Raw genomic sequence first — 21,368 nt, 5'->3', positions numbered from 1 at the left:
CAAACACTACGAAACAAGGAGATAAGACGCCACTGTACAGCAATGCGTCTATCTCCCCGTGTCGGCCCGGGTGTCAGGGCATCACTTCGCGGCGATAAATAATTCTGTCATTACCCCGATCCCGGCCAAAAATGGCCATGCCCTCCAGACTGTCTGGGTCAGACAACCAGAGCGGACGCCGTCCAGGTTGCTGCTCTGACTCCGGTTGCTTGCTCAGATCGATCTTGAACGGAATGCGCACCGCTGCATTTGGTGCAGAGAAATGAAACAGGATCTCACCTTTGTTTGCCGTCGCTACACTGGCTGGTGCAGCCAGACCACTTAGCGTCAGCGTACTGCGGAAAGATTGCGGCTGCGTGGCTCCTGGCACCTGGCCCGTGACCTCATAGGAGCCGTTGTTGAAACTGATCTTGCGCGTCGGATCTAGGCTGGTTGTCGGATCAAAACCCTCATTGGCCAGAGATAGCTGTGTACACACATCCGCTTGATTGATTTTCCAACCGCCTCCTTCGAAATATTGCACCTGCAGTGGCAACGCAAGCGGGGCGCTGGCAACCCCCTGCCGGGTACTAGCAAGCAGGCGACCGAAATAGACTTGCATCGGCACACTGTCGAGCAGCCGGGCATTGCATCCGCTACCGCTGCAATCCCCCATCACCGCATCATTGAAGTTCGGGCTGGCAATCAGGGAGTTGTCACCATCGTTGTCCCTCATATAGAGACCAAATAACAGCGACTTGTAGGGTCCGTCCGGCTGGGTGTCGGACAGGCGCACGAACTCGCTGATACCAGTAAATGCCGCTCGCCCGTTGAGCCATGGCAGGGGCTGTAGGCTACGCAAGCGGCTCGACAGTGAGTTGCCATCCTTGTTGTTGGCTGTCGTGATATAGGCTCCCCCCTTGGCAAAAAGACCCGTATAGTTCTGGGTCTGGCCCCCCGCCATATTACGGGCCACCACCTCCAGCTTGATGCCAAATGGCTGGCTCATATAGGTAAAGTCTCGCTCTGGTGCCGTCATATCCTCACAGGCTGGCACAACATCACTGCTCAACAGATTGAAGTCCCAGGGCACGAAACGCCCCACGGGCACGCTGGTAGCAGGGGGGATGGTGTAGTTGAAATAACCTGCTTCCGGTGGCGTTGCAGTCATCCGGAAGACCCCGACCTCGTTCACCGACTGGGTGACTGTGTTGAGGTTGTTGCTGCCTTTCGCATTGGAGTGGTCATAACTGGCCGTGCCGACCACCGCCCCTTCCCCTGGTTTGGGCGCCACCAGCTCGCTGCCGAGCGCAATATTGGCCAGCGCGAAGTTGGGGGTCGCCAGGTTGCCGCTGCACAGGTCCTTGTCATCATCCGCTTGCCAAGCCACCCCTTTGATATTCATCTGGAACGCCTCACCGGTCTTCTTGAACACCGGACAACTGGCATCCCCTGCCGCGCAGGTCCCCTCGGTAGGCGTGATGCAGAGCCCGGCCGGGCGGCTGACGAACAGATCCGACCCCGTCATCACCAGCCCTGCGGTATCCCCGCTGCCATCGTGGCGGGCATTGAGTCGCATCTGCCCAGCATCCGGATAGTTCACTTTCTTCAGCGTTGCCTTACCCTGGCTATCGAAATTCAAGTTGATGACAGTGCCCGCCGGCGAAGCCACATTGGCGGCATAAGTCGAGACAGAATTGCCATCTATCGTGACCTGACTGCCAAATGCATTGGCATTGGGGGTGACATAAGACCCCCAGACGCTGACCGGCTTGCTCACGCTGGCAAAACCGGGAACGCACAGCTTGGTCACATCGTCTTTCTTTACGGCGCTTATCACCACATCCTGTGGCTTGTTGGCATCGGTATCCAGCACATTGAACACGAAGCCGCTGTCGGCGAAGCTCAAGGTACAGGCGGCGGCGCTCAGGGCACCACTGCCGGCGCGGCACAGGGTGGTGCTCAGGGGTTTGGTGGACGGCGTCGAGCCGCTCACCCCCACTGTGATGGCCGTCGCCAGATTGTTGCGTAGCTGCAAGGTGGTCGTGCCGCCGCTGAAATTGACGGTGGCGGTGTTGCCGTTGTAGCTCACCTGGCTGCCGGCTATCCAGCCGTTGCTGCCATTCTTGAGGGGGGTCAGGATGGCGCTCACCGGGTCCGTGAACAGTTGGCTGCAACTGGCGTTGGCGCAGGCCCGAATGGTCAGAGTCTCGGGGTTGCAGGTCAGGGCCTGACCGGAGTGATCGAACTCGAAGTGATCGATCTGGGTCCCCACCGGATTGGATTTGAGAGCGCAGATCCGGACGTTGTCGAGCTCATGGTAGTTCGTCACAGAACCGGTGGAGCCGGTGAGCGACAGCAGGAAGTTGGCGGGCACCGCCGCCTGCCCCGTCTGGTTCACCATATTGATGGGCCCCACCAGCATGGTGTAACCCAAGCCCGTGTTCCGCTCAACCGACGCAAGTGAACTGCCGGCAGTGCGCGAGTCAATGGTGATGCGGTAACGATGGGGGCGGTTGCCATTGGTTCCGCTGTCCACTGCCGGGCTCAGGTTGCTCGCCGTTCCCGCCAGATAGCGATAGCCCGAGGTCCCCGAACTGGCACCGGAGCCACGAATGGAAACGGCCTGAGGACGAGACCCGGGATTATAGGAGCCCCCCTCGTTGGCATAGTTGCCGTATTCGTCGATACCGACCCCCATCCAGCCGCCGGCAAAACCGCTGATCCCGGTCTTGAAGCCATAACCCAGCGGGCCACCGAAGGCGCCGGGCTGGGGCGTGATCGTCGCATCGGAGAGCACCACCGCCATCCCGTCCGCCCCGCTCGAGCCGGAGGTCTTGTAGGCATACTGATCAAACTCGATAGTCACCAGATTGCTGGCCCCCGGGAAGAGGCGCTGGAAGGTCGCAGAGGTGGCCTGGTTGGTCGTATTTTGGGTCAGCCGCAGGCGACCGTTTTGCAAAGAGGGCAAGGTACTGCCATTGCGTTGAGCCACCACCCAGTCGCTGCCAAGGGTACTGGCGGAGAAGTCATCGCTGAAACAGGTCAGTGGGTCTTCACACATGCCCGGCCAGTCGCCGGTGAAGGGCTCGTGGATCACCTTGCTGTTGTTGGTCATGGAGACGTTCACCGCCGACACGGCACCGGTCAGCACGGCCTGACCACTCATGGCCAGATCCCCGGCGTTCACATAGAGAATGGCGTTGAGTTTGGTATTGCCGCTCATGGTGACCTTGCCGAAGTGATACATCATCAGGTCGTTGGCCTTGCCCCCGGCATTAACCTCCATCTGGTCGCTCAGGGCCAGATCGCTCTTGATGTACAACCTCGCGGCACTGCCGCTGTCAAAGATCAGCCTGTCGTTCTGGCCGAGCTCCATCTTGTCTATCCAGTGGTTGCCGCCACGGAAGTAGAAATTGATGTTGGAGGTGCTCTGGTGTTTGAACGTCTTGAGGTAGCTGGCCTGCAGATACCCGTTGAGAGTGCCGTTGCCGCTCACCTCCAGGGTCTGGTGAAGCTGGAGCGTCAGATCGCTGCGACTCCCCGCAGCGGAGATCCGGCTCTCGCTTTCCATCTTGAGTTCATAGACGGCCAGGGAGCTCTGCCCCTGGAAGGTCATGGCACTGTTGCTCTTCATCCCCAGGCTTTTGATGAACCAGTCCCCTGCCCCCATGAGCACGCTCTGGCCACTGGCTGAGACCTCCATGGTGACCTTGTCCAGGTAGTGCGGCTGGAAGACGGCGGTCCCGGTATTGCCATTGCCCGAGACCTCAAGGGTGCTGTAGACGGTGACCCTGGCGTCGTTGAGCTTGCCCTGACTCGTCACGGTCAGATCGTTCACATGAAGGTCTCCCGACCCGGTGACGCCACTGTTGTAATCATTCTTGATGGTCAGCTTCTGGGCATAGACGGTCGCACCGTTGAGGTTGAGCCTCGCCCCTTGGCTGATCGACAAGGTATCGAAGCGATAGGTTTGGCCCGATTTCAGGGTCGCCACGCAACTGTTGCCCCCCCATGATGCACTCTTATAGTCTCCTGCCGCAGGCGAGATAGCGCCATTACAAGGCAGATCGTCTTGTCCGCCGTAGGAGGGAAAGCCGCCGGGATTGGCCGGAAAATCATTGGGATCACTGATAAATGCCTGGCTCTTGATCGGGCTGGCTAAGGACCCACTGACATTGCAATTCGATATGTAGCCCCCGCCGTTGTTACAACTGGCGTTCGGCTGGATGGTTTTGCCAAGAAAGGGGTAATTGGTATCCACGGTTGCGCTGGTGATCCGACTCTCGCCACTCATGCTCAGCACACCGGGAGAAGCATGGCTCTGAACCGGATAGGTGAAAGCAGCAGTACACTGGCTGGCGGCCTGCACGGAGGCAGAGCTCCAGATCAGCGCCAGCCACAGGCCTGAACTCAAGCGGGACATCATGGGTACGCACTCCTCACAGACGTCATCATGGCGCCACTCCATCAAAAGCTTCCGCCACCAGGGTACGGCTGACGGCAAAGTCCGGGTTGGGGCCACTGTTGACCCCGGGATCACCACAGCGCCCTTCACTGCTGAATCGGTATCCGGTCTGGGTCCCGCCGGCCGCACTCACCGCCACCTTGTTGCAGGTGATGGTGGCCTGACACCCCGTCAGTCCCGCATCGGTGAAGCTGAGACTGGTGCTGGCGGCGCATTGCTGCCCTTGCCACTGGCCATTGGGATAGAGTCGATAGAGGGCAATTTCCAGCCCGCTCTGGGCTGCCATCAGGGCACGCACGCCGCGTACCTCCACCGTGTGCTTCTCAGCGCTGTCCACCAGGAAACGCCCCATGGCCGCCGCCAGCAGGGCCATGATGACGATGACAAAGAGCGCGATCATGATGGCACTGCCTCGCTGATGCCTGACAGAGACGAGTTTAAGGGACATTGAGCACCTCCAGCTTGTGGTTGAAGCTGACGCGCTCGCCGCGCTGCTCAAACACAATCCCGAGCCCCACTTCGCTCTGATTGAAAGAGGCAGGATCCCGATAGAAGTAGCTGGTCGGTCGGATATGCTCGGCCATCAGGGCCGGGGGGCTCCAGAGGGCGCCAGTGCCGATGGCGGCGCTGGCCCGGGTCAGGGTCGTGCCCACCACGCAATAGCGTACCTGCTGGTTGGCAAAATAGATGCGCTGGCCCGGGGAATCCTTGGTAACAGCGGCCGCCAGGGTCAGCGGCACGGCCCCGGAGACGGGAGTTCCTACCTCGGTCACTCTGGCAGTGCAACGCCCCTGCACACACCCCTTGTCCAGCGTGATGGTACTGCCAGAGGTCGTGTCAGGCAGCGGATAGATGATGGCCGTATCTTCCTTTGCCGGCATGGTGACAGGCTCGACGATGCGAAGCACGGTGCTGCTCGCCGTCTCCAGGTAGCGGCCAGCGGTAGCGATGGGCCAGAACCGCAGACAGGCCCCCTGCTCCTGGGCACCGCCCCCTTCGTCCTCGACCCGCACAGAGCCGGGCACCGCATCGCGCAGCTCGCGGTTGAGCCGCTCCATGGCGAAGCGGGCATCGCTCATCAGTTGCTCGCGGCAGCTGGCATCCCCGTAAATCTGGGTACCGATGCCGATAAACTGGCTGGTGAAGGTCGCCATGACCCCGAGCAGCAGGATCACCATGACCAGCTCCACCAGAGTGAAACCCCGTGCCGCCCGCATCAGTAGTTCCCCCGATAGAGGGTAAAGGCCAGTTCGCTGCGATCCGGCAAGCGTACCCACAGCTCGACACGCTTGCCGGTGAAGCAGGGGCCGCTGCAAGTGGGCAAGGCATTCTTGGTCAAGTCTGCCCCGCTCACCCGGATCCGGACCCCGAACTGGCGATACTCGCTCGCATCCAGACCAGCACCACTCCTGGCACCGAAGAAATTGGCCGGCACCCAGCCGCCGTCGCAGCTGGCCAGCCCCTTGGCACAGATGACGCTGGTCTGGTAGTCATCCACATCGTTGAACTGGTAGGGACGGGTCTCGCCGCTGTCCGGGCCATAGCTGGCGCTGTCGGTGCAGGCCGGGTAGGCCACCGCCGGGCTTCCTGCCGTCTCGCCGCAGCGAAAACGGCCGCCGTTGTGATCGGAATGCTCGTCGAAAGACTTCTCCAGCATCTCGCCGAGGATGCGCTGGGCGAGCTGGGCGGCGCGTACCTGCTGCACCGGATCCACCGCCTGGGGAGCCTGATTGATAAGCAGCCCCAGGATGCCGGTCAGGGCGACGGCCAGCAGCACGATGCCGACCACGAACTCGACCAGGGTGAAGCCGCGGCAGATCTTAGGGGATCGCATGGATATAGCCTTCCGGCTCGATGCGCAGCCGGGCACTCTCCTGGCCGCTGCTGACCACCAGTTCACAGCCGTTGATGCAGCCAGGCCACAGGGGCCTGCCGCTGCGCTTGTCGAAATGGAATGCCCCCTGAGGAGAGAATTGCAGGTTGCCGGACGCCAGCACCAGGCGCCCGCGACTCTGCTCATCCCCACGCCATCCTGAAATGGGGGCAGGCGCACAGCTCGCCCCGGTCAGATGGCCAAAACGCCCCGCCTCCAGCACCAGCTGGGTGCAGCGCGCCTCCCCTTCATGCATGTTCATGGTCTGCACCAGCCGCAGCCGGGTCACCAGCTCATCGCGCAGGGTATGGGTTTCAAAGCCGCCTTTGCCCAGCCACTTGGGCACGGCAAAGGCGGCCAGAATCCCGAGTAACAGGATCACGATCACCAGTTCTATCAGGGTAAAGCCATGTTTTCTAATTAGTTCTTTTCGCATGCCATATTTACCCATGTGTAAAAAAGAAGCAGAGAGAAAATCTCTCTGCTTCTTTAATAACAGTATTAATTACAAGCTTTAGTAACTACCAAGGGAACTGCTGTAGAAGTAGCTTCGGTATAGGTTACATAGCAAGTTGGCGAGCCGGTAGATACACCATTTGGGAAGATCTGAATGGATGCGGGGTTAGCGCCACTTGGAGCAGCAAACACCCAATCATTTGCATTCAGTTCAACCACGGCGGTCAAGGCTGCGGAAGCCGCAACCGGGTAACCAAACAGAGTCGAAACCTTTTTGCCATTACCCAAATCCAAATCGTATGCAGAACTTTCTTTATCTTTACCTTTAAGGACCGCCTTGCTGTAAACCATGGCACCAGCAGAGTTCAGAGAACCTTCAACCCCTTTCAGGGTGGAAGTACGCGCATCATCCTGCAGATTCAGGAACTTGGGCGCGGCGGTGACCGCCAGAATGCCCAGGATGATGATCACGATCACCAGTTCGATCAGGGTAAAACCCGCTTGCTTCTTCATTACGTCTTTCCTCTGTTTATCAATTGATATTGGTAGTCACCTGGCCGGAGGCCGGGCGATAACTGAAACTCATGAACGCATCCGTGCTCCCTTGCGGGTCCTGATAACGTCCATCACTTCCCTTGCTCAGGCTGTTGACCAGATAGTAACGGCAGACCGAATCCAGTCCATTGTTGCTCACCGTGGCATAGAACTTCAGGTCATTGCCGCTACCACGCACCTCGTCAAAGCGGGCAGTAGCCTTGGGAGGATTCTGCAACAACCCCTCCCAAATATTGAGGCAGCGGGCCGCCGTCAGACTGGCCGGATCCACATCGGGCGTGCCACTTGCTGCCGTGTCCATGGGATACCCGGGAGAGAGCTCGCCATTGCTGACCTGGCTGTCGGTCGGCGTGGTCAGATAGAAACGCGAGCCGTCATAGAGCACGGTGTTGAGCCCATCCTGCCTGGCACGCCCTTCAGCCTCCCACTGGGCACGCACCAGGGACACTCCGGTGGCGAAACCGCCGGACACCCCTTCCACGCTCGCCTTCTTCGCCTCGTCGGTCACATCGAGAAAACGGGGCAAGGCGGTGACGGCCAGGATCCCCAGGATCACGATGACGATCACCAGCTCAATCAGGGAAAAACCGGCCATCCGGCCAAGCGCCCTAACGGGTCTCACTCTCTTTGCTGCCATGCTGCCTCCGTATTGGTCCGCATTATTTCATGCGGATAGAAAAAAATCATGTAAATGAAATACTTGAAGCACCCAATCAGGGGCGGGCCACCACCCGGCCATCGGTGAAGCTGTAGTGCAGCCAGTGCCCTTCCTGGCCGAAATCACAGCCGCCTCCTTCGCTGGCAAGGGCCTGCCAGGACGAAAGCCCCTCATCGTGCCCCAGCAGGGCGAGCCAGAGCTGACGGCAATCGGCCGATGGCGACTGGCGCGGCAGCACCGCCAGAGGCCAGCCCCGCTCATCGAACTGCCAGGCTGTGCCCTCGGCATGGAGCACCGACGGACGCCGCTCGTCGAGCCAGCGTCCGTGCAGGCGCTGGGCCCGCTGTGCGAACTGCTCACCGAGCAGGCTGGCGCTGATGGCCAGCGCCTCTTCCCTGTGATTGCGATAGCTCATGACCAGGGTCGTGACGATGACCGCCAGCAGGATAAAGACGACGACCCGCCGATATCCCCCCAGCCAGTGCTCATCCTGCTCGGACTCTCTGCTCATGCTCTTTCATACCCTGTTCTCTGTACCCGGCATGGGCGGCATCCGGATGACCGTGAAGATACTGCCTACTGGCCGCGCACCGCTCTCATCATGTTCCACATGGGAGTGAAGATACCCAGCGCCAGCACCAGTACCATGACCGCCACTATGCCGATGAGGATGGGTTCGATGCGGGCGGTGAGGCTCTTGAGGTCATAATCCACCTCACGCTCGTAATACTCGGCCGCTTCGTGCAGCAGCTCGTCCACCTGGCCGGTCTCCTCCCCCACCGCGATCATCTGCATTACCAGAGGGGTGAAGAGGCCGCTGGCCCCGGCGGTGCGCAGCAGGCTCTCCCCCCGCTCGATGCCGCCCCGCATGTCGCGGATCTGCCCCGCCATCCAGGCGTTGTCCACCGCATCGGCCACCAGGGTCAGCGCCGTGTTGAGCGGCACGCCGGCCTTGAGCATCATGGAGAAGCTGCGGGCAAAACGGGCAAGCAGGGAGCGCTCTATGATGGAGCCGACGATGGGCAGCCGCAGCTGCCATCTGTGCCAGGCCAGCCTGCCTTTGGTGGTGGCGACCCAGCGTCGCCAGCCGACGACGGCGCCCACCAGGATGGCGAGCAGCAGCCACCAGTAGTGAACGAAGAAGTGGGAGGTGGCCAGCAGGATCCGGGTCGCCAGCGGCAGCTCCACCCCGAACTTGGCAAACATCCCGGCAAAGACGGGGATCACCATGATGTTGAGGATCACCATGGCGACGGCGATGGCAATCAGCACGAAGGTGGGGTAGCGCATGGCGGTCTTGATCCGCTTGCGGGTCTCCAGCTCCAGATCGAAATAGTTGGCGAGCTGCAGGAAGGCCTCCTCCAGCTGACCCGTGTTCTCCCCCACGTGGATGATGGCCACGAAGAGGCTGCTGAACACCTTCGGGTGCGACTGCATCGCGCTCGACAGCGGCCGGCCGTTGGCCAGATCCTCCCCCAGAGCGTGAAGCGCCCGCTTGAGGGGCTTGCTGTGGGCGCTCTCCTCCAGCCCCGCGATGGCGCGCAGGATAGGGATGCCTGCCCGGGTCAGGGCATACATCTGGCGGCTGAAGACCACCAGCTCCTCCAGCTTGACGCTCCCTTCCAGCAGCAGCGACCAGTCGATGCTGGCAGACCTGGCCTTGCCGGCCTTCAGCTCGGTGGGCATCACCCCGCGGCGCATCAGCTGCTCGGCGGCGGCCAGTTCGCTCACCGCTTCCACCACACCGCTGACGGCCTGGCCCTGGCTGTCACGCCCCTTGTAGGCAAAACGGTTCATGGGCGACCCCGGCAGAGTGATTCAGTACGATCCAGATGCCTCATGCGTTACCCCAGGTCCTCGGCCAGCCGAAGCACCTCGTCCACCGAGGTGATCCCCTCGCGGGCATAGTCGAGCGCCGTCAGGGCCAGGGGGCGGTAGTGCTCGTGCGCCCGTGCCGCCCGGGCAAACCCCTCGGCATCGTTGCGGCGCAGGGCATCCATCATGGGTTGATCCAGCTCCAGCAGCTCGTACACCCCGATCCGGCCCGCGTAGCCGGTGAAGTTGCAGCTCTGGCAACCCCGCCCCTTGCGATAGCGATGCTGGCCCGGCGCTTCACCGGAAAGCACTGAGAGCCAGGTGGCCTGCCCCTCGTCCGGCGCCGTCTCGCAGGCGCAGTGTTCACACACCCGCCGCACCAGGCGCTGGGCCACCACGGCCCGCAGGGCGCTCGCCACCAGATAGCCGGGCGCCCCCATGTCGATGAGACGCAGGGCGCTGGTCACGGCGTCGTTGGTGTGCAAGGTGGTCAGCACCAGGTGGCCCGTGATGGCGCCGCGAAGGCCGATCTCCACCGTCTCGTTGTCCCGCATCTCCCCCACCAGCAGGATGTCCGGATCCTGGCGCAGGGTGGAGCGCAGCACCTGGGAGAAGGTGAGCCCTATCTTGGGATTGACCTGCACCTGGCTGATGCGGGGCAGACGGTACTCCACCGGGTCTTCCACCGTGATGATCTTGTGGCTGGCCTGGTTGAGCTCGGAGAGGGCGCCGTAGAGCGTCGTGGTCTTACCGCTACCGGTCGGCCCCGTCACCAGGATCATGCCGTGAGGGCGTTTGAGCTGACGACGGAAGCGGGTCAGGATGGCGGGGGGCATCCCGGTCTCGGCGAGCGACAAGATGCCGGAGGATTGATCCAGCAGCCGCATCACCACGGACTCGCCATACTGCACCGGCATGGTGGACATCCGCACATCCACATCGCGGCCGCGCACCTTCATATTGAAGCGGCCATCCTGGGGCAGACGCTTCTCCGAGATGTCGAGCCCGGCCACCAGCTTGAGGCGCAGCACCAGCGCCTGGGCGATGCGCACCTCGTTGAGGATGTTCTCGTGCAGCACGCCGTCGATACGCTGGCGAATGCGCAGCACCTTCTCGTCCGGTTCGATATGGATGTCGGAGGCACCCACCTGTACCGCGTCCTCGAACAAGGAGCGCAGCAGCTTGGCCACCGTCGCCTCCCCCTCGTCGGTTGCGGCATTGAGGCTGCCGGCCCCCAGCTCGAAGCCGGTCTCCTGGTGCTCTTCGTGCAGTTGCACCGCGAAGTTCTCTATCTCACGGGTGCGGCGATAGAGGCGATCGAAATACTCCAGCAGCTGGCCTTCACGGGCCACGGCCAGCACCAGCTCCCGCGGGCTGAGCAGGGCAGCGATGGCGTCGAGGGCGCTCAGATCCGCCGGATCCGACATCACCACGGTGACCTTGTCGTCGCTCAGGTTGACGGCCAGCGCCCGGTAGCGGCGCGCCTGCACCTCGGGCAACAGCGCCACGGCCGAGACGTCGATGGTGAGGTTGTTGAGATCGAAGAAGGGCACATCCAGCTGACGGGCGAGGAAGGTCAGCAGTTGCACCTCGCTGATGAAGCCGAGATCGATGAGGGTGGTCCCCAGCTTGCGGCCGGTCTGGCGCTGCTGCTGCAGGGCGAGCTGCAGCTGATCATCCGAGATGATCTGTTCCTGTACCAGCAAGTCGCCTAGGCGCATTTTCAGTCTGGGTTGTGCCATTGTTGCTCCGATCTCTGTTGCTTCACGCCCGCTGCCTGGTCCGATGGCATGGGCTCATCGAACTGCCGCTTTAATCAATGGGTCAGTTGGCCAATTCGTTGTTCAAGCCATTGGGTGGAGGCCTCCCCCAGATTGCCGTGCAACTGGGCATTGCGATAGGCATCCAGTGCCCGCTGACGGTGTCCCTGACCATCCTCCGCCACCCCCAGTCCCAGCCACCAGCGCCCCTGATCCGGCGGCTGGCGCAGCAGCCTGACGTACATCTCGGACGCCTGGACAGGCTGCCCCAGCTCCTGGGCAAGACCGGCCCAGGTGGCGTAATAATCCAGATTGCTGGCAATATCGGGCTGATAGCCGGTGAGCCAGTCCAGCGCCTTCTGCCGATCCCCGCCGCTGATGGCCACACGGGCCAGCAGCAGACGCAGGTCCGCCTGCGCGGGATCCAGCCTCAGCCCCTCTTCCAGCACCTGGGCGGCCTCGGTCAGCCGTCCGGCGCCATAGAGCAGGCCCGCCAGCTGTTCCCGCGCCCCCTGGTTGTGGGGATCGTGGGCCAGCACTTCGTAGTAGCCATCCTGCGCCTCCTCCATCCGTCCCTTGGCCATGGCCGTGGTCGCCTTGCGCTCGGCCAGGGTGGCCAGCTCGGCGTCGGAGAGTTCCACCGTCTCGATCTTCAGGATCCCGGGTTTGCGCGGCGCGGCGGGTGCAGGCGCCTCTTCGGCGCCCTGCTCAGCAGCCAGCTCGGCATAGAGGTCCGGCTGCAGCTCCTCGTCGCTCGGGATCGTCTCGTCCCCCAGCGCTTCCTGCGGATTGCCCTCATCGGCGAGCACGGCCTCATCGGCCGGAACCTGCTCGGCTGCGGAGGGGGCCACTCTCGTGGCGGTCGACTCGGCACTGGCGGCGGGCACCTTTGCCACTGGCGCGGCAGAGGAGACCGCCTGCGTGGTGGCCACCACCGCCAGGGGCGCGGATGGCGCCGCCGCAGGGACAGTGCGGAGGGCCTCGACCTGCGCCGCTGGCAGGGAGGCTCGCTGGCTCTGCTGCCAGAAGATCCAGGTGCGCCAGCCGAGGATCCCCAGGGCCAGGGTACACAGCAGGGTCAGCACCAGCATCCACCAGCCTTGCTGGCGCAGCGGCGCCACATAGACGGCGGCTCCCTCGGCCTCTTGCTGACGCTTATCCAGATCTTTCAGCATCTGATTGATCACGCTCATGACCAGACTCCATACGCCAGGGCGGTGCCCAGCAACAACAACAGGGGCCACCAGAGGGTGAGACGGCCCCGGCGGGCATCATCGGTATCCCGGATGGCGAGCCGGACCAGGGCGCTGTCGATCCGCCGCACACCGCGACCATAGGCCAGCATCAGGCACTTCTGCGCCAGTATGTTGATGAGGCGGGGAATGCCGCGGGATGCGCGCCACAGCCTGCGCAGGGCGCGGCCATCGAACAGGGCGGCCCCGCGATAACCGGACACCTGCAGCCGGTACTCCAGATAGGCCCGGGTCTCGTCGAGCCGCAGCGGCCGCAGGCGGTAGGAAAAACCGATGCGCTGACGCAACTGGCGAAGACGGGGCTGCCCGAGCCTGGCATCCAGCTCGGGCTGGCCGAACAGCACGATTTGCAGCAGCTTGCTGGATTCGGTTTCCAGGTTGCCAAACAGCCGGATTGCCTCCAGGGTCTCGTCCGGCAGGGCTTGCGCCTCGTCGATCAGCACCACCACCCGACTCCCCTGCCGATGCAGGGAGATCAGATGGCGGTGAATACGATCCGTGAGATCCAGCTCGCTCTCCCCCGCCAGCGTCAACCCCAGCTCCAGGGCCAGGGCCGTGCGCAGCTCCCCCGGAGTGAGATGGGGGTTGGGCAGCCAGGCCAGGCGCACCGGGCAGGCCTCGGAGCCGAGCTCGCTCAGCAGCTTGCGACAGAGCAGGGTCTTGCCGGTGCCGACTTCGCCGGTCACCTTGATGAACCCCTCCCCCTGGGAAAGCGCCCAGTTGAGCACCTGCATGGCCTCCTCGTGGGGGGGCAGGCCGTAATAGAAACCGGTGTTCGGGGTCAGGCCGAAGGGAGCCTCCCGCAGTCCGAAGTGGCTCAGATACATGCCCCCTCCCGGCCAGAGTCCAGGGCGCGCAGCCGCAGACAGCCCCGGATCAGCGACATGGCGCCACCGCCGTCGGGCAGGGCAGACTGGCAGCAGCCGGGAGGCGCCACCACATGGGAGAAGGAGTGCTCAACAGGCGCGTCATCCCGGATCAGCCCTTGGGGGGATACCATTTGTCGAGCAGCTCGGAGGAGCGTTGCAGCTCTTTCTGCCAGGTGTCTTTTTCCACCACGGTGGGCTTGAGCAGGATCACCAGCTCCACCTTGCGGTTGCTCTCCCGGCGGTTGGTGAAGGCCTCGCCGACCCAGGGGATGTCACCCAGCAGGGGCACCTTGCTGACAATCTCCTGCCTGTCGGTCTTCATCAGACCACCGATGACGATGATGTCCCCATTGTTGGCCTGCACCACGGTATCGGACTCGCGGATGGAGCTCTTGGCAAGCGGCAACACCAAGGGATCGGCGGTGCCGACGCTGATGGTCTTGCTCTGCTCCTCGGTGTCGATGACGGAGGGGTGGATATGCAGCAATACCTTGCCCTGCTCGTCGATCTGGGGCGTCACGTCCAGGGCTATCCCCGAGAAGAAGGGGGTCAGCTCCACGTTCGGGGTGACGATGGGGGCCGAAGTCCCCGAGGTGGTGGTGGTGGTCGAGGCGTTGGTGACGAAGTATTCGTCCGTCCCCACCTTGATCACCGCTTTCTGGTTGTTGGTGGCCGTCACGCGCGGGCTGGAGAGGGTGTTCACGTCCCCCTGGGTCTTGAGCAGGCTGACCGCGACGTTGAAGTTGCCATCGGAGATGGTGAAACCGGCGCCGCCCCCCAGAGCCCGGAAAATCTGGTTGGGGGTCGAGGCGATGGGGCTGTCCATGAGGGAGCCGCCCCCCTTGATGCCCTTGCCGCCGTCCCAGCTTGCGGAGAGGCCGCTCCAGTCCACCCCCTGCTCGTAACCCTCGTTGAGGGACACTTCCAGGATCCGCGCTTCCAGCACCACCTGGCGCTTGAGGTGTTCGCCGGACTGGTCCAGGAACTCGCGCACTGCCTTGAGCTCCTTGGGATAGGCACGCACCGTGACCAGGCCCGCCTGGGGACTGGTGATGACGGCCCGCCCTTCCCCTGTGCCGATCAGGGTCTGCAGGGCATCCCTCAGATCGGTCCAGTAGTCGTTGTTGCTGTCCGTCTCGATGCGGGTGCCGTTGCTGTTGGTGTTGTTGTCACCGCTGGCGGTGTTGCCCTGGCTGTTGTTGTTGCCGCTGTTGTTCAGGCCGTTGTCGAAGTTGTTGTTATTGCCATTGTTGTTGTCGTTGGCCGTCACCCCGCCTGTGCTCACCGAGGTACGGGAGAGACCGCGCCGGGTCATCATCAGGTAGTTGACCGGAATGGTCTCGGTACGCAGACCGGCGGGATAGACGTGGAACACGTTGCCCTTGCGCTGTACATCGAAGCCGTACATGTCGCCGACGGTCGCCAGCGCCTCCTGCAGGGTCACGTCCTTGAGCTCTACCGAAATGACGCCCGCCACACCGGGATGGACCGCCACGCTGTAGCGGGAGCCCTTGAAAAGGGAGCCGAAGAACTCCACCGCGTCCACGTCATGGGCCGCGATGCGCATCCGCTTCTCGGGAATCGTCATCGGCTGCTGGGGACGATTGAGCTGCAACAGCTCGCTCTGCACCGAGGGCGGCAGGGAAGTCAGGGGGGCGGTCGGGCTCTGCTCGCTCATCGCCTGCTTGAGTGCATCTTTGGCCTGTACCGGCTCGGGGTGACGATAGGTAGTGCAACCCGCCACCGCCAGCGCGAGGGGAAGCAGACAAAAATGGTGTTTTTTCATGTTATTCGTGCACCTGACTCGCTATGAAACTCGACAAACCTGGCCCGCACCATCCCGTGCGACACCCACTTCACATCCGGATCTTGCTGCCAAACAGGGTCAGTGTCTGGCGTTTGCCCGCTTTTTCCAGCACCACACTGTCGGCGCTGATCCCCACCAGCCGGAATCCGTTGACCTGCTGGCCGACCCGGTAGCTTTGACCGTCGAGCACCGCCAGGGCGGGCCCGCTCCCCAGGATGACGCTCTGCAACCTGGGCAGACCGGCCTCCTTGGCGACACTCGCCGCCGAGCCGGATCCCGCCAGGGGCATGGTGGGATCCTGCAGCACCTCGGCCTGGGCATGCAGCGCGAGCAGGCTCCCCCACAGGGCCAGCCAGCGCCAGGATGGGAAGGCAAAAATGCGGGATCCCGTCCCGCCGACATGCCGCTTAACCACGGATGAACTCCTTGCTGGTGCTGAGGGTGTAGATCTCCATCGCTACCGCCGCCTTGGGATGCTCGACCACCCGGTAGTCAAAGCCCTTCCAGTAGAAGTGCCGAGGCAGGGCTTCGAGCGCTTTCAGGTACTGGTAGACATCGAAATAGCCGCCCTCCAGCTGAAGCCGGATGCCGTGCCTGAACAGGTTCACCTTCTGCTCCCCGGCCATCAGCGGCTCGGGCTTGAGGGAGGTGAGCGCCAGCATATGCAGGTTGGCGGAGCGGGACAACAGGGCCTCCAGCACCGCGGGCATTTCGTGGGCGGGGATCAGATCCACCGTCTGAGCCAGCAGCTCGGCATCCATCTGGCGCAGAGTGGTCTCGACACTGGCGAGCTGCTCGCGTACCTGGGCATCGGGATCCCGCCCCAGCCTGGCCTGCTTGCCCTGATTTTCCAGGGTCAGGATCTCCAGATCCCGCTGCGCCGCAGCCAGGGCCTGCCGATCCTGGCCCAGCCGGGTGTCGGCGTCATCCAGCCAGCCATAGATGCCCATGGCCCCGAGCAGCACGACCCCGGTCAACAGAATGAGGATCCGCTCGCGCAGGCTGAGGGCTGCGATCTGCTGCGCCCATCCCTGCCATTGTGCCTTCATGTCCATCAGGGAGTCTCCCGCGCTATGCCACTGAGCTGGAAGGCAAGCTGGCCCTCCTTGTCCCGACTCAGGGTGAGCTCGCCAAACTGCTTGCCCGCCAGGGAGGGGGTCTGCTTGAAGCGGTTCACCCAGGCGGGCACGTCCTGACTGCGTTCGGCCACACCCGCGAGGTTGATGCGCCCGTCGCTTATCTCGATCCGTTGCAGGGAGAGGCGGGGATCCCGCAGGCGGGCAAGGTCCGCCATCACCCCCGCATAGCCCTGGGATTTTTGCAGGGAGAGGTGGCCAAGCTGCTGCATCAGCGCCTGTTTGGCCCCCAGCTCTTCCCGCTTGTCGGCCAGTTGCCGCTGCAAGTCTGCATTCGCCAGATGGCGCGCCAGCTCCGCATCGAGACGCCTGGCCTCGCCGCGCTGCACGTCGAGCTGTGCCCGCACGCCAGCCAATTCACGATCGAGGCCCTGCTGTTGCCAGCCATAGAAGAGGGTGGCCCCCAGCAGCAGCACCAGGACGCCGCCCCAGACCAACGCCATCTGGGGCAGGCTGGCCCACAGGCGTCTTGGCCGGAATTCGGCGCCATAGAGGTTGATATGGTGTTTCATCAGTCGCTCCTGCCCAGGGCCGCGCCATAGGCACTGAGGTATTCGACTCCTGCCAGTACCGCCTTGTTTGCCATGGCCGACACCGGGAAACCGAATGTCTGTTCCAGGTGACGCACCAGTACCCCCATGGCGGAGGAGGCGATGGCCAGTTGCAACTGGCCGGGCTCGGGCAGCTTGAGATGGCCGGCCAGATAATCGATGGATCGCTGGATCTCCAGCGCCAGCGCGTCGAGCTGGTCGGCATCTGGCTCATGGCTGCCGGTGAGGCTCGCAAATCCGCGCAACTGGCGGGAGAAACAGAGTCCGCCCCGATGGAAGACCAGCAGTTGCAGCTCCTGCCCCCGCGGTTGCCAGAGCAGCATGCGCACCATCTGGTCCGCCTCGTAGAGGGCCGTCATGGCCAGTTCGTCACTGACGATGGCCTCCAGGGTCGCCGCGCCGTTAACCGCATCCGCCACCTGCTGCACCCGGCTCTTGGGCATGCAGACAACGTTGATGCGCGGACGCCCGGCAGGGGGCGTCGGCAGATCCACATAATCCATGGCGAGCTGCAACACCGGCTCGTTGACGAAATCCTTGATGGCCCAGGGCAGGGCCCCCGCCATCTCGGCATCGGGGACGGCGGGCTTGTCGATCTGGATCTGCTGATAAAGGCTGGCCGCGAGGGCCACCCGCACCTTAGACTTGGCCAGACCGTGCCGGGAAAACAGCTCGGCCAGGGCCTTGGACCAGTCGTGGGGGCCGTTGACAGGCTGGCTGGCAAACACGGGAACGGGGTCCACGCAGGCCAGCAGAATGCGATCGCTGGCCAGCAGGATCCCGACCTGATGGCTGGAGGGAGAACGTCTGAACAGTGACTTCATCTGGATCTTCATCTGGCCGCGTAAAACGGACTAAACCTTAACATAAACAGGCTATTAGCCTCCAACTTTATGACAAACGACACATCGACGACCACGCTGGCACCCACGGGAAACGATCCCATGGCCCCCCTTCAGCTCCCCTCCCCCCTGCACCGGATCCGGCATCCTCTGCTGGCAGCCCATGACGTCACGCTCTGGTGCAAGCGGGACGATCTGATCCACCCGACCCTCTCCGGCAACAAGTGGCGAAAGCTCAAATACCATCTGCAACAGGCACAGATGCTGGGCAAGGGCCACATCCTCTCCTTTGGCGGCGCCTACTCCAATCACATCCACGCCCTGGCCGCAGCAGGACTCAGACTGGGACTGCGCACCACGGGCATCATACGCGGTGAAGGGGATACCGTCAGCAATCCCACCCTGAAAGCGGCCAAAGGCTGGGGCATGGATCTCGTTTTTGTCGACCGCCAGGACTATCGCCGGCGCCAGGATCCCGAATGGCTTGCCCGGTTCGAGGATGACGACACCCTGCTGGTACCGGAAGGAGGCAGCAGCCCGCTGGCCATCCCCGGGGTGGCCGAGCTGGTCGACGAGGTGCCCTTCTCGCCGGATCTCTGGGTGCTGCCCTGCGCCAGCGGCGGTACCCTGGCGGGACTCATCGCGGGCAAGCGGGCGCAGGAGCAGATCCTGGCCATCGCGGTGCTCAAGGGGGCCGACTTCATCACCGGCGAGGTATGCCGGTTGCATCCGGCGGCGGCCACCACCCCGGGCTGGCGCATCGCGCTGGATCACCACGACGGCGGCTATGCCAGGTTCAGTCCGGCACTCTGGCAATGGGTGCAGGCATTCAGTGCCGAAACCGGCTTGCCGCTGGAACCCATCTACAGTGGCAAGGCGATGTGGGGGCTGTTTCGCGAACTGGCGGCAGGCCGCATTGCGCGCGGCAGCAAGATCATCTTCATCCACACCGGTGGCTTGCAGGGGCTGGCGGGCCTGCAAGAGCAGGGCCGCCTGTCACCCCGGCCGGGGCGCTAGTCAGGCAGGTTGAGGGGCTCGGGGTCGGCAAACCAGGGACCTTGACCGGCATGCACGCCCAGGTGTCGCAACATCTTCCACTCGTCGCCACTCTCCACCCCCACCGCGATGACCCGGGTCTGGGTATTGGCACAGCCCCCCACCAGACTGCGTACCGCCATCTGGTTGACCTGGCGCAGGTGGATCTCCCGCACCAGGCTGGGGTGCAGCTTGAGGAAGTGGATCTCGAACTCCTTGATGTACTGGGTGCTCACCACGTCCTGGCCCGCATGATCGATGGCAAGCCTGCACCCCAGCATGCGCATCGCCCGAAGCGGCCGCTTGAGGGCCTCGTAGTGGCGGGTCACCTGGGACTCCGACAACTGCAGGATCAACCCCTCGTTGGTACTGCGCGGCAACTGGAACAGCTCGAAGAAGAGCTCGCGCTGGAACTCGCGGGTGAGCAGGTTCTGGGCGCACAGAGAGAGGCTGATAGGGCAGCTCGATGCCGGTCGCTGGCGCAGCAGTCGCAAGGCTCGGGCCACCACCAGTCTGTCCAGCGGCAGCAGCAGACCGGCCTTCTCCGCCATGGGCATGAAGACCCCCGCCTGCAGCTCCCGGCCCTGCTCGTCGTGAAGGCGGATGAGCAGCTCCTGCTGCAACACCACCTGATCCCGCTCCTGCTGCACAGGCTGGACGTAGAAGTCGATGCCCTGCTCCTCGATGCGACGGCTGATCAGGGTGCGCCAGCGCACCGTTCCCTTGCTGCTCGCCTCCTCGTTGAGGGATTTCTCGAACAGGAACCAGCCGCTGTGTCCTTGCAGGCGTGCGCTCTTGAGCGCCAGCTCTGCCTCTTCCTGCACCTTGAGCAGGGAATCCTGTGCCTGGTAGCAGACCGCACCGAGATAGACGGCGGTGTCGGCATTGACCGCTTCGGGCCATTGCAGCCGCTGCAGACTCTTGAGCAACTGGCTGGCACCGTCCACCATCTCGCTCTCTGACATGTTAGGCAGCAGCACGGCAAAGACCTGACCGGCATAGCGCGCCTGCAGGGCTCCGCTGTGCTTTCGCACGAAGGCGGCGATGGTGGCGCTCGCCTCCATCAGGAGTTCCTGGCTCGGGCGCCCGCTCAGCTCGGGATCCAGCTCCTCCAGACCGGCCAGCTCGATCAGCAGCACACCGCCGCTGATCACGCTTGCTTCCATGATGGCGCTCTCCAGCCGGTTGTCGAAGAAGAGGCGGTTGCCGATGCCCGTTGTCTTGTCAACGAAGGCGTTGCTGCGGATGAAGTTGTCGAAGCGGCTGCGCTCCTTGCGGGCGTCGGCCAGCTCGGTCAGCAGATGGGTGAGGGCCTGACTGGCCGAAACAGGCCACTCTTCGGCAGGGTCATGGGCCAGCTTGGTCAGCTTGCCATCCAGGATCAGCTGGGCACGCTCCGCCAGCAGCTCGGCACCGCGCAACTGCAGACGCAGCCAGCGGATGGAGTACCAGAGCCCGAACACCACGATGAAGATACCCAGAGAGATGCCGAACATCGCCTTCATGGAGTACTCGAACTCCTTGAACGGCCTGTCCAGCTTGAAGTCGGCCCGCATCCCGGCCTGATTGGGGATCGCCTCGCTGTAGGCGATCAGCAGGCTCTCGTCCGTCTGCTGCTGCACATCGCGAAACCAGTAGACCCGCTGCTTGTCCTGACGGATCTCCAGCTCCACCACATGGGAGGCCCGCAACAGGGAGGGCAGCCACCGGGCAAGGGCTTGCTGGTCATCGGTCACCCCCAGTTGCTTGTCGATGATCTCCACCAGGGAGTCGACCCGGTTCTGCTGCAGCTCCATTCCCATCTGGCGAAAACTGAAGACCCCGCCGAGCATCACCATGGCCATGGCCGAGATCACGCACAGCGTAATAAAAGAGACGAGTTGAGTGGTCAGTTTCATGTGCCTTTCCGTAGCCGACAGCATCCATAGGGCATCATGGTATCAGCCCAGACCAAACGCCGCCTATGGATGAAGATCCCGCTTCTGCAAATAAGCGGGCGGATGCGTCATGCGGCGCCGTTGTGCGGGCCGCAAAAGAGGCATCAAGGGAGAGAACGAGGGGACACAGGCTGAGGAACGGACAGAAAAATGGTCCCACAACGGGGACCAAAAGAAACACTCATATCAAAACTAACACTCTGTGCTACTGACAAAAATAGATACAGGAGTATTGAACACACGGTGAGTCAAACCGCATCGCTACTTTAGCCACTTCAGATAAGCTGGACAATTGTCATTTATGACAGGTCAGCGATTGAATCTTGTTCAGGTGTGTAGCCATATCCTTTATTTATCAATTAATTATCGTTTTT

General features: G+C 62.8%; 20 protein-coding genes. 1 reads left to right on the top strand and 19 read right to left on the bottom strand.

Going from position 1 to position 21,368, the window contains the following annotated elements; translation table 11 throughout:
• Positions 1-73 precede the first annotated feature (73 nt).
• The 18 genes from ACPW74_RS21590 to ACPW74_RS21505 all read right to left on the bottom strand — a co-directional run bounded on the left by ACPW74_RS21590 (position 74) and on the right by ACPW74_RS21505 (position 18,004).
• Positions 74-4,408 (bottom strand): DUF6701 domain-containing protein, encoded by a 4,335-nt coding sequence (locus tag ACPW74_RS21590; protein WP_279981005.1) that lies wholly within the window; start codon positions 4,406-4,408, stop codon positions 74-76.
• A gap of 25 nt (positions 4,409-4,433) precedes the next feature.
• Complete coding sequence (locus tag ACPW74_RS21585; protein ID WP_279981004.1) at positions 4,434-4,895, bottom strand: MSHA biogenesis protein MshP; 462 nt, start codon at positions 4,893-4,895, stop codon at positions 4,434-4,436.
• Positions 4,885-5,664 (bottom strand): PilW family protein, encoded by a 780-nt coding sequence (locus tag ACPW74_RS21580; protein WP_279981003.1) that lies wholly within the window; start codon positions 5,662-5,664, stop codon positions 4,885-4,887. Before ACPW74_RS21580 ends, ACPW74_RS21585 begins: the two co-directional genes overlap by 11 nt.
• Positions 5,664-6,281, bottom strand: a complete 618-nt coding sequence (locus ACPW74_RS21575; protein WP_279981002.1) for a prepilin-type N-terminal cleavage/methylation domain-containing protein — start codon at positions 6,279-6,281, stop codon at positions 5,664-5,666. Before ACPW74_RS21575 ends, ACPW74_RS21580 begins: the two co-directional genes overlap by 1 nt.
• Complete coding sequence (locus ACPW74_RS21570; RefSeq protein ID WP_279981001.1) at positions 6,268-6,756, bottom strand: pilus assembly FimT family protein; 489 nt, start codon at positions 6,754-6,756, stop codon at positions 6,268-6,270. The genes ACPW74_RS21575 and ACPW74_RS21570 overlap by 14 nt, the downstream gene beginning before the upstream one ends.
• A gap of 65 nt (positions 6,757-6,821) precedes the next feature.
• Positions 6,822-7,289: a prepilin-type N-terminal cleavage/methylation domain-containing protein gene (locus ACPW74_RS21565; RefSeq protein ID WP_279981000.1), complete on the bottom strand. Its 468-nt coding sequence runs from the start codon at positions 7,287-7,289 to the stop codon at positions 6,822-6,824.
• Between the two features lie 19 nt (positions 7,290-7,308).
• Entirely contained in the window at positions 7,309-7,968 is a 660-nt protein-coding gene (locus tag ACPW74_RS21560; RefSeq protein WP_041214308.1) for a type II secretion system protein, read from the bottom strand.
• A 76-nt stretch (positions 7,969-8,044) separates the two neighbouring features.
• Positions 8,045-8,500, bottom strand: coding sequence for a hypothetical protein (locus ACPW74_RS21555; RefSeq protein ID WP_275874488.1), 456 nt, complete (start codon positions 8,498-8,500; stop codon positions 8,045-8,047).
• A 65-nt stretch (positions 8,501-8,565) separates the two neighbouring features.
• Positions 8,566-9,786, bottom strand: a complete 1,221-nt coding sequence (locus tag ACPW74_RS21550) for a type II secretion system F family protein (RefSeq protein ID WP_325769769.1) — start codon at positions 9,784-9,786, stop codon at positions 8,566-8,568.
• A 47-nt stretch (positions 9,787-9,833) separates the two neighbouring features.
• On the bottom strand, positions 9,834-11,546 hold the full coding sequence (gene mshE, locus ACPW74_RS21545) for an MSHA fimbrial ATPase MshE (RefSeq protein ID WP_069652318.1): 1,713 nt from the start codon (positions 11,544-11,546) through the stop codon (positions 9,834-9,836).
• A gap of 74 nt (positions 11,547-11,620) precedes the next feature.
• The gene (locus ACPW74_RS21540) at positions 11,621-12,757 is read right to left on the bottom strand and encodes a tetratricopeptide repeat protein (RefSeq protein WP_425858466.1); all 1,137 of its coding nucleotides are present in this window, start codon (positions 12,755-12,757) and stop codon (positions 11,621-11,623) included.
• A complete protein-coding gene (locus ACPW74_RS21535; RefSeq protein WP_010672622.1) occupies positions 12,754-13,644 on the bottom strand; it encodes an ExeA family protein in 891 nt (296 codons plus the stop codon). The genes ACPW74_RS21540 and ACPW74_RS21535 overlap by 4 nt, the downstream gene beginning before the upstream one ends.
• The gene (locus ACPW74_RS21530; protein ID WP_124244044.1) at positions 13,635-13,817 is read right to left on the bottom strand and encodes a hypothetical protein; all 183 of its coding nucleotides are present in this window, start codon (positions 13,815-13,817) and stop codon (positions 13,635-13,637) included. Before ACPW74_RS21530 ends, ACPW74_RS21535 begins: the two co-directional genes overlap by 10 nt.
• Complete coding sequence (mshL, locus tag ACPW74_RS21525) at positions 13,796-15,472, bottom strand: pilus (MSHA type) biogenesis protein MshL (RefSeq protein ID WP_425858465.1); 1,677 nt, start codon at positions 15,470-15,472, stop codon at positions 13,796-13,798. Before mshL ends, ACPW74_RS21530 begins: the two co-directional genes overlap by 22 nt.
• Before the next feature lie 70 nt (positions 15,473-15,542).
• Positions 15,543-15,872: a SctD/MshK family protein gene (locus ACPW74_RS21520; protein ID WP_202044611.1), complete on the bottom strand. Its 330-nt coding sequence runs from the start codon at positions 15,870-15,872 to the stop codon at positions 15,543-15,545.
• Positions 15,873-15,900: 28 nt separating this feature from the next.
• Positions 15,901-16,548 carry a type 4a pilus biogenesis protein PilO gene (pilO, locus tag ACPW74_RS21515; protein ID WP_039040419.1) on the bottom strand — a complete coding sequence of 216 codons (648 nt, stop codon included), beginning with the start codon at positions 16,546-16,548 and terminating at the stop codon, positions 15,901-15,903.
• Positions 16,548-17,141: a PilN domain-containing protein gene (locus ACPW74_RS21510; RefSeq protein ID WP_010672617.1), complete on the bottom strand. Its 594-nt coding sequence runs from the start codon at positions 17,139-17,141 to the stop codon at positions 16,548-16,550. The genes pilO and ACPW74_RS21510 overlap by 1 nt, the downstream gene beginning before the upstream one ends.
• On the bottom strand, positions 17,141-18,004 hold the full coding sequence (locus ACPW74_RS21505; protein ID WP_041214302.1) for a hypothetical protein: 864 nt from the start codon (positions 18,002-18,004) through the stop codon (positions 17,141-17,143). The genes ACPW74_RS21510 and ACPW74_RS21505 overlap by 1 nt, the downstream gene beginning before the upstream one ends.
• Positions 18,005-18,124: 120 nt before the next feature.
• Here ACPW74_RS21505 and ACPW74_RS21500 point away from each other — a divergent pair, with 120 nt between their 5' ends.
• Positions 18,125-19,039, top strand: coding sequence for a 1-aminocyclopropane-1-carboxylate deaminase/D-cysteine desulfhydrase (locus ACPW74_RS21500; RefSeq protein WP_050498262.1), 915 nt, complete (start codon positions 18,125-18,127; stop codon positions 19,037-19,039).
• On the opposite strand, the gene ACPW74_RS21495 is transcribed toward ACPW74_RS21500, so the two are convergent.
• On the bottom strand, positions 19,036-20,955 hold the full coding sequence (locus ACPW74_RS21495; protein ID WP_104452013.1) for an EAL domain-containing protein: 1,920 nt from the start codon (positions 20,953-20,955) through the stop codon (positions 19,036-19,038). The two genes, ACPW74_RS21500 and ACPW74_RS21495, sit on opposite strands and share 4 nt — an antisense overlap.
• Positions 20,956-21,368 lie beyond the last annotated feature (413 nt).

It is taken from the genome of Aeromonas sp. INTO2 (assembly GCF_049860605.1).
In the GTDB taxonomy this organism is placed as follows: Bacteria; Pseudomonadota; Gammaproteobacteria; order Enterobacterales; family Aeromonadaceae; genus Aeromonas; species Aeromonas caviae.
This window is presented reverse-complemented; position numbering and strand designations above follow the sequence as displayed.

Bases quoted from the DNA above. Each gene is read 5' to 3' on its own strand.
- ACPW74_RS21575 (WP_279981002.1), bottom strand. From the start codon at position 6,281: ATGCGATCCCCTAAGATCTGCCGCGGCTTCACCCTGGTCGAGTTCGTG.
- ACPW74_RS21585 (WP_279981004.1), bottom strand. From the start codon at position 4,895: ATGTCCCTTAAACTCGTCTCTGTCAGGCATCAGCGAGGCAGTGCCATC.
- ACPW74_RS21535 (WP_010672622.1), bottom strand. From the start codon at position 13,644: ATGTATCTGAGCCACTTCGGACTGCGGGAGGCTCCCTTCGGCCTGACC.
- ACPW74_RS21590 (WP_279981005.1), bottom strand. From the start codon at position 4,408: ATGATGTCCCGCTTGAGTTCAGGCCTGTGGCTGGCGCTGATCTGGAGC.
- mshE (WP_069652318.1), bottom strand. From the start codon at position 11,546: ATGGCACAACCCAGACTGAAAATGCGCCTAGGCGACTTGCTGGTACAG.
- ACPW74_RS21500 (WP_050498262.1), top strand. From the start codon at position 18,125: ATGGCCCCCCTTCAGCTCCCCTCCCCCCTGCACCGGATCCGGCATCCT.
- ACPW74_RS21495 (WP_104452013.1), bottom strand. From the start codon at position 20,955: ATGAAACTGACCACTCAACTCGTCTCTTTTATTACGCTGTGCGTGATC.
- pilO (WP_039040419.1), bottom strand. From the start codon at position 16,548: ATGGACATGAAGGCACAATGGCAGGGATGGGCGCAGCAGATCGCAGCC.
- ACPW74_RS21570 (WP_279981001.1), bottom strand. From the start codon at position 6,756: ATGCGAAAAGAACTAATTAGAAAACATGGCTTTACCCTGATAGAACTG.
- ACPW74_RS21550 (WP_325769769.1), bottom strand. From the start codon at position 9,786: ATGAACCGTTTTGCCTACAAGGGGCGTGACAGCCAGGGCCAGGCCGTC.
- ACPW74_RS21560 (WP_041214308.1), bottom strand. From the start codon at position 7,968: ATGGCAGCAAAGAGAGTGAGACCCGTTAGGGCGCTTGGCCGGATGGCC.
- mshL (WP_425858465.1), bottom strand. From the start codon at position 15,472: ATGAAAAAACACCATTTTTGTCTGCTTCCCCTCGCGCTGGCGGTGGCG.
- ACPW74_RS21555 (WP_275874488.1), bottom strand. From the start codon at position 8,500: ATGAGCAGAGAGTCCGAGCAGGATGAGCACTGGCTGGGGGGATATCGG.
- ACPW74_RS21580 (WP_279981003.1), bottom strand. From the start codon at position 5,664: ATGCGGGCGGCACGGGGTTTCACTCTGGTGGAGCTGGTCATGGTGATC.
- ACPW74_RS21505 (WP_041214302.1), bottom strand. From the start codon at position 18,004: ATGAAGTCACTGTTCAGACGTTCTCCCTCCAGCCATCAGGTCGGGATC.
- ACPW74_RS21540 (WP_425858466.1), bottom strand. From the start codon at position 12,757: ATGAGCGTGATCAATCAGATGCTGAAAGATCTGGATAAGCGTCAGCAA.
- ACPW74_RS21565 (WP_279981000.1), bottom strand. From the start codon at position 7,289: ATGAAGAAGCAAGCGGGTTTTACCCTGATCGAACTGGTGATCGTGATC.
- ACPW74_RS21510 (WP_010672617.1), bottom strand. From the start codon at position 17,141: ATGAAACACCATATCAACCTCTATGGCGCCGAATTCCGGCCAAGACGC.
- ACPW74_RS21530 (WP_124244044.1), bottom strand. From the start codon at position 13,817: ATGGTATCCCCCCAAGGGCTGATCCGGGATGACGCGCCTGTTGAGCAC.